Consider the following 14,637-nt stretch of genomic DNA (forward strand, 5'->3'; position numbering starts at 1 on the left):
GGTCGGCCGGCGAAGGGGCGGCCGGCGACGGGCCGTGCCCGGACGGAGCGTCAAGTGCCGCCTCAGCCGTGCCCGTCCGTCGCGCCGGCGGCTCTCCGCGTCATTCGAGGACCTGACGCCCCTCCGGACGCGCGGAACAGGACCCGCGGAACGAGCAGTGCGCGCACTGCCGGCCGGGGGAGGGCGTGAAGCGTTCGTCGAGGACCCGGCCGGCCGCGTCCGCCAGCAGGTCCCCGATCCATTCCTCACGGACGGCTTCCCCCTCGGCCGCCTCCGCCGGCCCTGCCGGCGCTTCCTGACGCTGCACCACCGGCAGCGGCTCGCCGCCCTCGCGCTGCGGCGCCTCCAGCCGCAGATGCACCAGTTCGGCGCCCCCCGGGTGCGGCCGGTGCCCGTCGAAGAGGTGGTCGGCGGCCCCTTCGCGCACGGCCAACTGGTAGACGGCGAGCTGCGGATGGCGCGCGACCTCGGCACCGCTCGGCTTCGTACGGCCGGTCTTGAAGTCGACGACGTAGGCCCGTCCGCCCGCGTCGGCATCCACGCGGTCCATCGTGCCGCGGATGCGCACCTCGTACTCACCGGCCTCCAGCGTGACGTCGAACCCGACTTCGCTGCCTGCCACTTCACGGCCCTCGGCCCCGCCGTCGGACGCGTCGGCGGAAGCGGCGTCCGGCCCCGCGTCCGGCCCCGCAGCAGGCCCGCCAGCCGGCTCAGCGTTCCGCCGCATGACGTGCCAGCGCAGGAACCGCTCGAGCGCCGCACGTGCGCTCTCCTTCTCCTGCCGTGACTTCCAGGGCGCCTCGAACGCGAGTCCGTCCCACACGGTCTCCAGCCGCTCCATCAGCACCGCCAGATCGGCGGGCGTACCGCCCGAGGCGACTTCGTCGGCCAGCACGTGCAGGACGTTCCCGAATCCCTGTGCGGCGGTCGCCGGAGCGTCGGCCCTGACCTCCCGGGCCAGAAACCACTGCAGCGCACAGGTGTTGGCGAGCTGGTCCAGCGCGCTGCCCGACAGCGTGACCGGGGCGTCCCGGTCACGCAGCGGGACTTCGGACCACGTCGGCTCGTGCAGACCCCACCAGCGGGCGGGATGGGCGGCCGGTACGAGCGCGTGGCCCTCCTCGTCGCGCATCGCCGCGAGCCGGGCGAGCCGCTCGGCGGCAGCTTCGCGCAGGGCGGGAGATGCCTCCGGGTCGACGGTCGTGGCACGCAGTTCGGCCACGAGAGCGGAGACCGAAAGCGGGCGGCGCGGACGGACGGCGACGCTCCTCGGCTCGACCCCCAGCTCGTTCAGGAAGCGGGACGGCTGGTCGCCGTCGTCCGCGGGTGCGCGCACAGCCGTGACGACCAGTCGCTCCCTGGCACGGGTGGCCGCGACGTAGAAGAGCCTGCGCTCCTCGGTCAGCAGCGCGCCCGGCGGCAGCGGCTCGGCGAGCCCGTCACCTCCGATGCGGTCGGCCTCCAACAGCGAGCCGCGGCGCCGCAGATCGGGCCAGAGCCCCTCCTGCACACCTGCGACGACGACGAGACGCCACTCCAGCCCTTTCGAACGGTGGGCGGTCAACAGCCGTACCGCGTCCGCTCGTACGGCACGGCCCGTGAGGGTGTCCGCGGCGATGTCCTGGGCGTCCACCTCTTCGAGGAAGTTGAGGGCGCCCCGGCCGCCGCTGCGTTCCTCCGCGCGGGCCGCGGCGGCGAACAGCGCGCACAGGGCGTCCAGATCACGGTCGGCGTTGCGTCCGGCGGCGCCGCCCCGCAGCGCGGCGCGCTCCAGTCGCTGCGGCCACGAGGTGCCGTCCCACAGCAGCCACAGAGCCTCTTCGGCGGTGCCGCCCCCTGCGAGAAGCTCACGCGCCTTGCGCATCAGCTGTCCGAGTCGCTGCGCGCCCCGTGCGTACGCGGGGTCGTGAGCCACCAGGCGCTCCGGCTCGGCGAGCGCCTCCGCCAGCAGGACGCCGGAGGGGCGTGGCACGCTCTCGCCCGCCGCCCGCTCCTCCTCGCGCAGGGCCCGCCCGAGCCGGCGAAGGTCCGCCGCGTCCATTCCGCCGAGCGGGGAGGTGAGGAGGGTGTGAGCGGTCTCGGTGTCGAGCAGGCCGGCGGACACACGGGAGGAGGCCCCCTCCCCCACTCCCGGCCCTGCTGCTTCCCGCCCTGTTGCTTCGCGCCCCGGCGCCTCCGGCTGCTGCACTGCCGGCTCCCGCACCGTCTGCTCCCGCGCCGTCTGCTCCCCCGTCGCCGGACCGCGCGCCGCTCCCGCCGGGACGCGCGGGGAGGCGGAAACGTCGGCATCGGCGTCGGCGTCGGCCGAGCGGAACGCCTCCGGCGGATCCTCGGCGGCTGCCGCGCGCGCCACCGCCCGCAGCGCCGTGAGCAGCGGTGCCACGGCGGGCTCGTGACGCAGCGGCACGTCGGCCCCGTCCACGTCGAGGGGGACCCCGGCCGAGGTCAGGGCACGGCGCACGGCCGGTATCGTGCGGCCTCCCGCACGGACCAGGACGGCCATCTCGCTCCAGGGGACGCCGTCCTCGAGGTGGGCCCGCCGCAGCAGGTCCGCGATGGTGTCGAGTTCCGCCCCCGCAGTGGGACAGGTGAAGGTCTCCACCCGGCCGCCGGGGTGCTGCGCGGCCAGCGCGCGGTGCTTCCGCACGGCCTCGGCGGGCAGCCGAGTCAGCGGGATGCGGCGGGTGATCTCGCGTGTGGCGGCGAGCAGTTGACCGCCCGAGCGGCGGGCGGTCTGCAGCACCTGCACGGGTGCGGGCGCTCCTGTGCGCTGCCGGAAGACCTGCGGGAAGTCGAGAATCCCGTTCACGTCCGCGCCGCGGAAGGTGTAGATCGACTGGTCGGGGTCGCCGAACGCGACGAGGGGACGGCCGCCTCCGGCCAGCGCTCTCAGCAGCCGTACCTGGGAAGGGTCGGTGTCCTGGTACTCGTCGACATACACCGCGTCGTACCGCTCACGCAGATCCGCGGCAACCTCCTGCCGCTCCGCGAGGAGCACGGCCCGGTGGACCAGTTCGGCGTAGTCGAGCACGCCCTGCGCGTCGAGCACGTCCAGATACTCCGCGAGGAAGCCCGCCGCCGCGCCCCAGTCCGGGCGTCCGGTGCGCCGGGCGAACGCGCCCAGTTCGTAGGGGCCCAGGCCCAGCTCCCGGCTGCGGGCGAGCACGGCCCGTACCTCGTCGGCGAAGCCCCGGGTGGTCAGGCAGGCACGCAGCTCGTCCGGCCAGCGGGTACGGCCGCGGCCCTCCGCCTCCAGGGCGAGCTGGCCCTCCAGCAGTTCGCGGATGTAGAGGTCCTGTTCGGGCCCGGAGAGCAGCCGCAGCGGCTCGGCGAACAGTTCGGCGTCCTGGTGGGCGCGGAGAAGCGCGTAGCAGTACGAGTGAAAGGTTGTGACCTGCGGTGCGGACGTACGCTCCGGGCTTCCCGCCATACGTGCCGCGATGCGGTCGCGCAGTTCCACCGCTGCCCTGCGGCTGAAGGTGAGCACGAGAATGCGCTCGGGATCGCCGCCCGCGCTCACCCTCTCGGTAACGGCTTCGGTCAGCGTCGTCGTCTTGCCCGTCCCCGGACCCGCCAGCACCAGCAGCGGGCCGGCGGAATGGTCAACCACCCGGCGTTGCTGTGCGTCCAAGGCAGGAGGGTCCACGGGCCCGGGCGGGGTACGCACCAGCCTGTACGTGCCCGAGCCGGTTCCCGAGCCGACCCCGGGGCCGGCCCCGGGACCGGTGTCACCAGGGGGTGCCCGGTGCGCGTCGGACGGGATGGAGGAACTCACATGGATCGCCTTGGGGAGGGTCTGTGCTGAGTGGTGCAGACGCTACGCCAGGGGGCACACGAGCCGCAGCGCGATACTCGTGTACTCCGTACGGGTGGCTCATGGCGAGCGGCGGGCGGGCATGGCGGAAGGTGATGACTGTGAGCAGCCCCAGCACGTGGTCAGTCGGTGCCGCCCCACCTGGCCCTGCGCATGTCGATCCGCGGTATGTGGCCCTCCGCCGCACGGCCCGCCTCACGCAGCGGCGTCCCCTCCGCCCGGTACCGCTCCACGGCGCGCAGTTCGTGGCCCCCGAGCAGGACACCGTCCGCCCGTACGACACGCCACCACGGCACGGCGCCACCGTAGAGCGCCATCACGCGGCCCACTTGGCGCGGGCCGCCTTCCTCCACCCACTCGGCGACGTCGCCGTAGGTCAGGACCCGCCCCGGCGGAATCCGCTCGGCGGCCTGGAGGACCCGCTCCGCGTATTCGGGCAGCTCCGGCGCTCCGTGCGGGCCCTGCGCGCCGTGCGGGCCCTGCGCGCCGTGCGGCAGGGGCCCGGGGTCGGGCTGTCGGCTCCCATGCATACGGGCAATGGTGCCGTACGCCACCGACAACGGCCCGCCCTCGGGACCACGGCCGGGCTCACCGTCGGGCATGCGGGCGGGCTCACGGCCCGGACCCCGGCACCGCGGGGACGGCCCCGGCCCTCGAACGCCCCCCTGGACGGCGCGCGAACCGTCCGCTCGTGCCACCATCGTGCGGGCGGTGACGAGTGATACGGGATCAGGACGGAACGGCAGCCGGTCAGCGGCAGGGTGAGCACTCCCACGGGAGGGAGGACGCCACCACCGGCCGTGCTGCCCGCGACCGGCGCGATTCGCCCTCGCCGGACGCCCGCACCGGTCCGTCCGGAGCGAGGGAAGCGAGAGAGGGGCCCGGCCCGGACGGGCACGGCGGGCCGGACGGACACGGCGGCCCGGACGGCGACAGCGGAGGGCCCTCCGGTCCCACAGGCCGCGACTGTCCCGCCGGAGAGCCGGATCCGTCCGCCTCCGACGGCCCGGGTGCGGCCGAATCCTCCGAGCGGGTCGAGAGCGACGAGCCGCTCCTCCCCGCGCGTGTGCACCGCCCCGCCGACCTGCTGCGGCTGGGCCTCGGCCTGCTGGCCATCACCGTCGTCCTGATCGTCGCCAACTTCGCGCACGGCACCACGGCGGGGCTGGAACAGGACATCGACAAGGGCACCCAGCAGGCACCGCCTCTGCTGATCAGCCTGACGGGGCTGACCTCCAGCATCGTCATCCTGCTCGTCCCCGTCGCCTTCGCCATCGAGCGCCTGATCAAACGGGACGGCCTGCGTATCGCGGACGGCGTACTGGCCGCCGTCCTCGCGCACGGTGCGTCGCTCGCCGTCGACCTGTGGGTCGCGGAGGCGGCACCGGACTCCGTCCGGGACGCGCTGACGAAGCAGATCACCAACACCGACCTCACCACCCCGGTGCACAGCTATCTCGCCCCCGTCATCGCCTACATGACCGCCGTGGGCATGGCCCGCAGGCCGCGCTGGCGGGTCCTGCTGTGGGCGGTGCTGCTGCTGAACGCCTTCGCCGTCCTCTTCCCCGGCTACTCGACGCCGTTCTCGATCATCGTCACCGTGCTGATCGGCTGGTCGGTTGCGTACGGCACGCTGTACGCGGTCGGCACACCCAACGTCCGCCCGACCGGCCAGACCCTGCTGGCCGGGCTGCGACGGGTCGGCTTCAAACCCGTCAGCGCACTGCGCGTCGAGGACCCGGGCGGCCCCGAGGGCAGCGAGACGGGCGACCACGGACGGCGCTACCGGGTCACCCTCGAGCACGGCTCGCCGATCGACGTGACCGTCGTCGACCGCGAACAGCAGGCGCAGGGCTTCTTCTACCGTGTGTGGCGCCAGCTCACGCTGCGCGGGATCATCCAGAACAGAAGCCTCCAGACGCTGCGCCAGGCCCTCGAGCAGGAGGCGCTGCTCGCTTACGCCGCCATCGCCGCCGGAGCCAACGCCCCTCGCCTGATCGCCACCTCGGAGCTCGGCCCGGACGCGGTGATGCTGGTCTACGAGCACATCGACGCCCGGAGCCTCGACTCGCTCCCGGACGAGGAGATCACCGGCACCCTGATGCGCGCGGCCTGGCAACAGGTCGCCGCCCTGCAGTCCCGCCGCATCACGCACCGGCGGCTCGTCGGCGACGCGCTGCTGGCCGACAACTCCGGAAACGTGTACCTGACGGACCTGCGCGGCGGGGAGATCGCGGCCGGCGACGTGGTGCTGCGCATGGACGTCGCCCAGCTGATGACCACTTTCGGACTGCGCGTCGGCGCGGAGCGTGCAGTCTCCGCGGCGGTGGACGTACTGGGCCCCGACGCCGTCGCAGACAGTCTGCCGCTGCTGCAGCCCATCGCACTCAGCCGCAGCACGCGCACCACGCTTCGCAGGCTCGCCAAGGAGCGCGCGCAGCGCGAACGCGAGGCCGTCATCGAGGCGTCGCGCTCCGGCAAGGACGCCAGGGGGCATCCGCACGAGCCGGAAACCGCGGTGGACGCGGCGGCGGACGCGGCGAGGGACCGCAAGTCGCTGCGTGCGGAGAAGCACGCGCAGAAGCGGGCCATGGACGAGGCGATGGAGGAGGCGCGGGAGGAGGACCTGCTCTCGCAGATCCGGCAGCAGGTGCTGCTCATCCGCCCGCAGGCGCCCGTGGAGCCCGCCAGGCTGGAGCGGGTCAGACCGCGCACCCTGGTCACTTTCATCGCGGGAGCACTGGCCGCGTACTTCCTGCTCTCCCAGCTCACGCAGGTCTCCTTCGGCCAGGTCGTGGGAGAGGCGAACTGGGCCTGGGTCGGCGGCGCAGCACTCTTCTCCTCGCTGACGTACTTCGCGGCGGCCATGGCGTTGCTCGGCTTCGTTCCCGAGAAGGTGCCCTTCCGGCGCACCGTCGTCGCCCAGGTGGCGGGTTCCTTCGTGAAGCTGGTGGCGCCGGCGGCCGTGGGAGGTGTCGCGCTCAACACTCGTTTCCTCCAGCGGGCCGGGGTACGGCCGGGGCACGCCGTGGCGAGTGTCGGCGCCTCGCAGCTGTTCGGGCTGGGCAGTCACATCACCCTGCTGCTCGTCTTCGGGTATCTGACCGGCACCGAGCACACGCCGACGCTGTCGCCGTCGAGGACGGTCATCGCCGGGCTGCTGACGGCCGCTGTGCTGGTGCTGATCGTCACGGCGATCCCGGCGCTGCGCAGGTTCGTCTCGAACCGGCTGCGTTCGCTCTTCGCGGGAGTCGTGCCGCGGATGCTGGACGTGGTGCAGCGCCCGAGGAAGCTGGTGACGGGCATCGGCGGGATGCTCCTGATGACCCTGCTGTTCGTGATGTGCCTCGACGCCTGCGTGCGGGCCTTCGGGCACGACGCGAGTTACGCGAGCATCGCCGTGGTCTTCCTCGCGGGCAACGCCCTCGGTTCGGCAGTGCCGACGCCGGGCGGCCTGGGGGCTGTGGAGGCCGCACTGATCGCCGGTCTCATCACCTTCGGGGTGCCGAAGGAGATCGCGACCCCGGCCGTGCTGCTCTTCCGGCTGCTGACGCTGTGGCTGCCGGTGGGGCCGGGCTGGCTGTCGTTCACGCACCTCACACGCAAGGGCGCGCTCTGACGGCCGGTGCCCGTACGCGCCGAGGCCCGGCCGCGCCGTTCTGCGCGGCCGGGCCTCCTACGCGGTCTCCCTCGGCGTCCCCTCCCCTGCCGGGGCGGGGCCAGCGGGGCACCCGTCAGTACACGGGCTTGTCCGGCTCGACCTGATTGACCCAGCCGATGACTCCGCCGCCCACGTGGACGGCGTCCGAGAATCCCGCGCTCTTCAGCGTCGCGAGGACTTCCGCGGACCGGACACCCGTCTTGCAGTGCAAGACGATCTTCTTGTCCTGCGGCAGGTCCTGCAGGGCGCTGCCCATCAGGAAGTCGTTCTTCGGGATGAGCTTCGCGCCGGGGATCGAGACGATCTCGTACTCGTTCTGTTCGCGCACGTCGATGACCTCGATCTGCTCACCGTCGTCCATCCACTCCTTGAGCTGCTTGGGAGTGATGGTCGATCCGGCCGCGGCCTCCTGGGCCTCGTCGGAGACGGCGCCGCAGAACGCCTCGTAGTCGATGAGCTCGGTCACGGTGGGGTTCTCACCGCAGACGGCGCAGTCGGGGTCCTTGCGGACCTTCACCTGGCGGTAGCTCATCTCCAGGGCGTCGTAGATCATCAGACGTCCGACCAGAGGGTCGCCGATGCCTGCGAGGACCTTGATGGCCTCGTTCACCTGGATCGACCCGATCGAGGCGCACAGCACACCCAGTACGCCGCCCTCGGCGCAGCTCGGCACCATTCCGGGCGGCGGGGGCTCGGGGTACAGGCAGCGGTAGCAGGGACCGTGCTCGCTCCAGAACACGGACGCCTGTCCGTCGAAGCGGTAGATCGAACCCCATACGTACGGCTTGCCCAGCAGTACGCACGCGTCGTTGACCAGATAGCGGGTGGCGAAGTTGTCCGTGCCGTCCACGATCAGGTCGTAGTCGGCGAACATCTCCATCGCGTTCGAGGAGTCGAGACGCTCCTCGTGGATGTTGACGGTCGTGTGCGGATTGATCCCCAGGACCGTGTCCTTGGCGGACTCGGCCTTGGGACGCCCGATGTCCGCCTGGCTGTGGATGATCTGACGCTGCAGGTTCGACTCGTCGACCTCGTCGAACTCCACGATGCCCAGGGTGCCCACACCGGCGGCGGCCAGGTACATCAGGGCGGGCGACCCGAGGCCGCCCGCGCCCACACAGAGCACCTTTGCGTTCTTCAGCCGCTTCTGCCCGTCCATCCCGACGTCCGGGATGATCAGGTGGCGGGAGTACCTGCGGACCTCGTCAACGGTGAGCTCGGCAGCCGGCTCGACCAGGGGTGGCAGCGACACGGGGACTCCGTTGGTCGGTTGGAACGTACGGTTGTTCTCCCGTAACACTGCCACGCCCTATCTCATTCCGAGACACCCGGTCCGAGACGCGAGACGATCGCATCCCAGTAGCCGGGCAGGGTCTCCCACGGGTTCCGGCCGTCGCGGCCCGAGCTGTCGGTGAAGCAGACCGTGCCCGCACCCTGCCAGCGCGCGACGCGCAGCGCTTCGTCGATGTGCGTCCCCGCCACCGTGTGGACCAGGTGGCAGAAGCGCTCCGGCGGATGGTTCGCGGTCCACTCGGCGGCCTGGAACCAGCGGTAGTCGGTCCAGTCGCCGCAGAAGGTCACCAACTGGTCGGCCACGTCCGCGTACCCGGGGTGCGGGTGGGTGCCGTGCCCCAGGACGAGACGGACGGGCGCGTGCACCGTCGCACCGCCGTCCGGGAGCGGCGTCCCGCACGCGGGGCCGTGCCTCTCCCGGTGACGCCGCTGCTGCACGCAGAGCGCACGCAGCGTCGTCGCGGTCCGCCGGGTCTCGGCGAGCTGTGCGTGACCGGACGGGCAGCGCGCGAGGTAGAAGCCGTCCACGCGGTACCAGTCCAGAAAGCGGTGCGCATCGGTCACCAGCTCGCCGAACGAGCGTGTCCCGTCCCGCATGTCGAGATGCCCCAGCACGGCCGCTCCCGTCTCGCGCAGCCTGGCCGCCGACGCCAGGCAGTACTGGTCGGGGCGCGTCCCGGGTCCGCGGGCCACGTCGAGAACCGTCCAGTGCAGCGGGATTCCGGGCTGTGCCAGCGCCGCCCACTCCGTCGGCGCGAGCATCGGGTGCGCCAGACCGGGCACCCCGAAGCCCATACGCCCGGCGGCCGCCGCCGGTGCTCGCGGTGCCTCGGGAACCGTCAGATTCGGCATGCCGCCTCCATCCAGATGTCGGCCAGCGACTCCTCCAGCCCGATGCGGGGACGCCATCCCAGCCGGTCGCGTGCCGTGCGTACGTCCGCCTGCTGCCAGCTGCCACAGCCGTCCGGATAGTGATACGCGGTCGACGGGTGCACCGGCCCCGACGGCGCCGGTACGGACGCCGTGGCGAGTGTGGCTCCGCCGGAGCCGGCAGGGGCCGCCGGTCCCGTCGTGCCCGCGGGGCCGTGGGCGCCCGTCACACCGCTCGCACCGCCCGCACCGGCACCGGCACCGGCACCGGTCGATCCCGCCGCCGGAACCGCGGACGGCTCCAGTTCGTGCAGCGAGCCTCCGTACCCGGCCACGCGGGCGAGCACGGCCGCAGCTTCGCGCAGCCGCACCGCCCTGCCCGTACCGATGTTGATGACGCCCTGGGCCGCCGAGAGCGAAGCGGCGTGCACGGCGCGCGCGATGTCCCGCACGTCCACGAAGTCCCGCTGCACGCCCAGTCCGGCAAGTTTCAGCTCGCTCTCGCCGAGCTGCATCGCGCGGCGCATGCCCTCCGCCAGGCGCCCCAGCGGCGAACCGGCCGGAGTGCTGGGGCCTGCCGGTGAGAAGACGCGCAGCACCACCGCGTCCAGCCCGGACGCCAGCACCAGCTCCGTCGCGGCCAATTTGCTCACGCCGTACGGGCCGCCGGGCCGCGGGGCGGCCGCCTCACCTGTCGAGGAACCCTGCTGGGACGGTCCGTACTCCGCCGCGCAGCCGATGTGCACCAGCCGCGCGGCACATCCGCTGCGGCGCAGCGACTCGCAGACGGTGGCCGTGGACACGGTGTTGTGCCGGGTCAGTTCGCGGGCCCCTCCGCGTGTGGCGCCCGCGCAGTTGATGACGACGCCCGGGTGCACCGCGTCCAGGAAGCGGGTCAGCGCGCCGGGACTGCCGGTGGACAGATCGAAGCGGACGTCCGCGTCGTCGTTCCGGCCGAGAGCGGTGAGCTGCACCGCGGGGTCCGCCAGCAGGCGGTCGGCGACGAATCGGCCGAGGTATCCGCCGGCACCGAGAAGCAGCACTCTCATCGTTCGCCCTCCGGCTCCTCGTCGGTACGGTGCGACGGCTGTGGGGTGGTCATCCGGTCTTGCTCCTTGTCGTGTTGCGGGGTCGCGCACCTCGGCCGCGCTGGCCTGCGTACGCGGGTGGGCGGAACGGCGCGCTCAAGGCGCCGGGTCTCCGCCCGGGGTCTCGCCGGGTTCGCGGTCCGTACGGCGCCCCCGGTCGTGGGGAGCACGGCGGTGGGCCGACGCTCCGGTAAGTAGGCGGCACGCCTGGACCAGCAGTCCGAGGGCCGCGCATCCGCACGCGACAGCCGGCGGGAGACCGGGCCCGAACGGTGCAAGGGAGCCCTGCGCGGGCAGGACGGCGGGAGCCGCGGCGAGGAGTGCCGACGCGACGGCTGTCATCGCACAGGCGGCCGCCAGCCCGGCCGCCGCCGCGGCGTGGAATCCGTGCGCCGTCAGCAGCAGGGCCACGAAGAGCAGCACGCCGAGGACTGTGACGGCGATCAGCTCACCGGCGAGCAGGCGGCCCTCGGCACCGGCTTGCGGTGCGATGCGTACGGCGGTCTCCGCGACGACGGTCTGAACTCCCAGCAGCGCCACGGCGAAGAGGACGACGGCCGCCGCCAGCAGCGGCCGCACCGCCGCCGCGAACTCCTCCAGACTGCGGCTGCCCGCAAGCCTCCGGCGCGCCCGTACGGCGAACCAGCGCGCGCACCATGCGGCGGGCGCGACGGCACACGCGAGCGAAAGCGCCACGGTCACGCCTCCTCCGGCCGCGTCCGGCCAGAAGCCTTGCGGGGGTCCGTCGGGCCGCGTGCCCGCGAGTTCGTCGCCGAAGACCGCGCAGCCGGTCAGCCAGCAGGCCGCGAGCATCGCCGGCAGTCCGGGCGCGGCATGTACGACGCGGCTCAGCACCAGCCGTACGGACGCGACGACGAGGAGGGCGGAGACTCCCAGGAACGCCACTCGCGCCGGCGTCCCCCGACTCCGGATGTCCGCCAGCACGAGGAGCGCGAACGCGGCACCGGTCAGCACGCCGGGCAGCAGCACGAGCAGGGCCGCTCCGGCGGTGCGGGACGGCCTACTGCCGCGCGCACCGTACTGAGCGTGTGCACGGCCGGAGTCCCCGGCTCTCGCCTCGGCTTCGCACCGGGCCGCCACATCGGCAGGGTGGCCTTCGGCCCGTGGCACCCGCGCGAACAGTTCCTCGGCGAGGGAGAAGACATCACGGTGCCGGTATCGTGCCGCGGTCCGGTCGGTGATTCCGTGCGCCTCCAGGTGGGCGGCGATCTCCAGCGGGTCGACTGCCCGTTCGCACATCTCGCGGTGCCGGTGCATCAGCTCCCTCACGGGGTCGGCCGGGCCGGCCGCCGCCCCCGGACCGCTCCGCCCTCGCTCCGCCCCTTTCGATGGTGTGTGGGGCGCAGGGAGGAGCGCCCGGGAGCGGACGTCCCACCCGGCGGCGCCCACCGGGGCACCCGGCGCGTACGGCCGCACGGGCGGCGCCTCGGGGACGTGCGCGCCGGGGCCGGATGTGGCTTCGTGCACGCTCATCGGCTCTCCCCCTCCCGGGGTTTCGCCCGCCCGGGGCGCGGCGGGCCGACCGGCGCTCCGTCGGGCAGGTCCGGGCGTGCCCAACTGGGCACCTTCGGGCGCGTACGCCGACGCTCTCCCGGCTGCCGCGGCTGCCCCGGCTGGGCGGGCTGGGCGGGCTGACGGGAGGGACCGGCCGCGGCCACAGCACACACCTCAGGCAGCACGCGCACCGCCCCGCCCGTTCCGGCAGAGGCAGAGACGGCAGAGGCAGAGAGGGCAGCGGCGCAGACGGAAGCGGCGCAGACGGAAGCGGCGGAAGCAGCCGCCCGGGAACCGCCCGTGCCCTCCGCCCACCGGCCCGGCACCCGCGCCTCGGCGGGGCTGCCGAACGGCAGCAGCGGATCGCGGAGTTCGCGGACAGCGTTCTCCTCTCCCCCGCTCACCGGGCGACGCGACATCAGCTCCAGGTAGATCCCGCGGAAGGCCGCGACGTTCTGCTCGACGGTGAAGAGTTCGAGAGCCCGTTCACGTGCCGCGGCACCCAGCCGCTCCCTGCGCTGCGGATCGTGCAGCAGAGCCGCACAGCTGTCCGCAAGAGCCCGCGGGTTGCGGGACGGTACGACGAGGCCCGTGCCGCCGATCACTTCGCACACCGCGCCCACGTCCGTCGAGACGGTGGCCCGACCGCAGAACATCGCCTCGACCAACGAGACGGGGAACCCTTCGACCACGCTGGAGAGCACCACGACGGAGCCCGCCCCGTAGGCGTCCGCGAGCGTCGGCACAGCGGGGCTCCCCGCCTCCTCGAAGCTCACGGGACTGTCCCCGACCGCGAGTGCGTCGGCCGCCTCGTCGGGGAAGAGCTGTGCGGCCAGAGCCCGGCAGCGCGCCTCGTAGTCGCGCGCCTCGGGGCCTTGTCCGGGTGCGGTGGCGACGATGCGCAGCCGCGCCCCGGGAACGCTCCTGCGGATCTCGGTGAAGGCGTGCAGAAGACCGATCAGGTCCTTGGCGGGCTCGATACACCCGGCCCACACCACGGTGGCAGCGGTCGCGTCGGACCCCGTGCCGCCGGCCTGTCTTCGGCCGCCCGCCTCCTCGCCGAGGTCCGCGAACGGCGCCGCGTCCATGCCGGGGTAGACGGTGCGCAGCTTCCCGCGCGGCGCTCCGCAGCGCTCCTGCCAGCGCCGCGCGTGCGTGTTGCCCGGTGTGATCAGCTCCGCCCGGCCGTACGCCTCGCGGGCCAACTGCCGCTGGAACGAGGCCAGCAGCGCACGCACGGCGGCGCCGGCCGCAGCCGGGGCGACGGTGTCCGCGACGCTCGCGAGGTAGTGCTCACGCAGCCGCACGCCGTACTCCGTGATCAGCAGGGGCGTGCCGAAGAATCGCTTCGCCAGCAGACCGGGCAGCGCCGCGGGTCCTCCGCCCACCGCATGGCACAGGTCGGCGGCGGCCAGGCCCGCACCGCGGACCGAGTCGCCGTCCCCGCCGGCGCCGCCGCCGTCCCCACCGCCGTCGCCGCTGCCGTCCCCACCGCCGTCGCCGCTGCCGCACGGGAGACCGGCGCGCGCCCCACCGTCGTGGCCGGGACCGCCGTCGCCGTACCAGTCGAGGGAGAGCGGACGGAGCGCGCGTTCCAGCTTCTCCGCCACGGCGAGCAGATCGGCGACCCGTGCGGAGTGCGCCGCCCGGAGCGCACCGGGGGCGCGGCAGGCGGACTGCAGTACGCGCACGGCGAGTTCGCTGCACAGCGCGCCGGGGAGGCCGCCGCGTTCGCGGGCGAGGTCGGCGAGCCCGTAGAGCCCCTCGGCGAAACGGTCCGCCAGCTCTCCGGCACCCCGCGCGCCGCCGTGGTCACTTTCCGGGTGACCCTTCTCTCCGTCGCCCCACGCGCCGCCGACCCCCCAGGCGCGCCTCTCCCCGCCGGACCCGTCACCCCTGGAACCGTCCCCCGGCCCCTCTGCGCCGCAGATCGCCGCCGCCAGTTCACGGAAGCACTCTTCGAAGCGCCGCCGGTCCCGCCGCCCGTAGGACATCCCGTGTGCCGCCCGCAGGTGCGCGTCCGAAGTCGTGCCGCCGGGGGCGCCGGGGACCGCTCCCCACAGAGCGGCCGTACGCACCCTCTCGACGTTGCCGGGGAGTTCGCACCAGCCCAGGCTCTCCTGCCGGGCGCTGCGGCTGAGCGCGTACACCTCGAACTCGTGGCCGCCCAGCCCACGCAGAAGGCGGTCGCTCCAGACCACCGCCTCACCACGCGCGTAGGGATAACCACCCTCCGTAAGCAATGCGATGCGCACGGACGCACCACCCCCGACCGATTCCTCCGAGTGGGCCACCGCCCGTGAGGGCTGCGTGGCGTGACGCGGAAGACGCTATGCGCGCCCCTGGTGCGCGATGGACGGTTGTCCGTCGCGCCACCAAAAGGGGTGAATGGCCGT

General features: G+C 73.5%; 8 protein-coding genes. 1 reads left to right on the forward strand and 7 read right to left on the reverse strand.

Translation table 11 applies throughout. The features are described 5' to 3' along the window. Window positions 1–100: 100 nt before the first annotated feature. Together H343_RS0109050 and H343_RS29760 are read right to left on the reverse strand one after the other, a co-directional pair. On the reverse strand, window positions 101–3,667 hold the full coding sequence (locus H343_RS0109050) for an ATP-dependent DNA helicase (RefSeq protein ID WP_078505370.1): 3,567 nt from the start codon (window positions 3,665–3,667) through the stop codon (window positions 101–103). 269 nt (window positions 3,668–3,936) lie between these two features. Beyond that, on the reverse strand, window positions 3,937–4,344 hold the full coding sequence (locus tag H343_RS29760; RefSeq protein WP_037903229.1) for an MGMT family protein: 408 nt from the start codon (window positions 4,342–4,344) through the stop codon (window positions 3,937–3,939). A 188-nt stretch (window positions 4,345–4,532) separates the two neighbouring features. Between H343_RS29760 and H343_RS29765 the strand changes: the two genes are divergently transcribed. After that, window positions 4,533–7,433 (forward strand): lysylphosphatidylglycerol synthase transmembrane domain-containing protein, encoded by a 2,901-nt coding sequence (locus H343_RS29765; protein WP_078505276.1) that lies wholly within the window; start codon window positions 4,533–4,535, stop codon window positions 7,431–7,433. A 115-nt stretch (window positions 7,434–7,548) separates the two neighbouring features. On the opposite strand, the gene moeZ is transcribed toward H343_RS29765, so the two are convergent. The 5 genes from moeZ to H343_RS29775 all read right to left on the reverse strand — a co-directional run bounded on the left by moeZ (window position 7,549) and on the right by H343_RS29775 (window position 14,496). Beyond that, a complete protein-coding gene (gene moeZ / locus H343_RS0109065; RefSeq protein WP_028430865.1) occupies window positions 7,549–8,727 on the reverse strand; it encodes an adenylyltransferase/sulfurtransferase MoeZ in 1,179 nt (392 codons plus the stop codon). Window positions 8,728–8,789: 62 nt separating this feature from the next. After that, a complete protein-coding gene (locus H343_RS0109070; protein WP_028430866.1) occupies window positions 8,790–9,620 on the reverse strand; it encodes a spherulation-specific family 4 protein in 831 nt (276 codons plus the stop codon). Beyond that, window positions 9,608–10,687, reverse strand: coding sequence for an SDR family oxidoreductase (locus H343_RS0109075; protein WP_028430867.1), 1,080 nt, complete (start codon window positions 10,685–10,687; stop codon window positions 9,608–9,610). The genes H343_RS0109070 and H343_RS0109075 overlap by 13 nt, the downstream gene beginning before the upstream one ends. A 135-nt stretch (window positions 10,688–10,822) precedes the next feature. Continuing rightward, entirely contained in the window at window positions 10,823–12,004 is a 1,182-nt protein-coding gene (locus H343_RS29770; RefSeq protein WP_051264856.1) for a hypothetical protein, read from the reverse strand. Window positions 12,005–12,216: 212 nt separating this feature from the next. Then, window positions 12,217–14,496 carry a DUF3492 domain-containing protein gene (locus H343_RS29775; RefSeq protein ID WP_078505277.1) on the reverse strand — a complete coding sequence of 760 codons (2,280 nt, stop codon included), beginning with the start codon at window positions 14,494–14,496 and terminating at the stop codon, window positions 12,217–12,219. Window positions 14,497–14,637: the final 141 nt, after the last annotated feature.

The sequence above is a fragment of the Streptomyces sp. TAA204 genome, assembly GCF_000424965.1.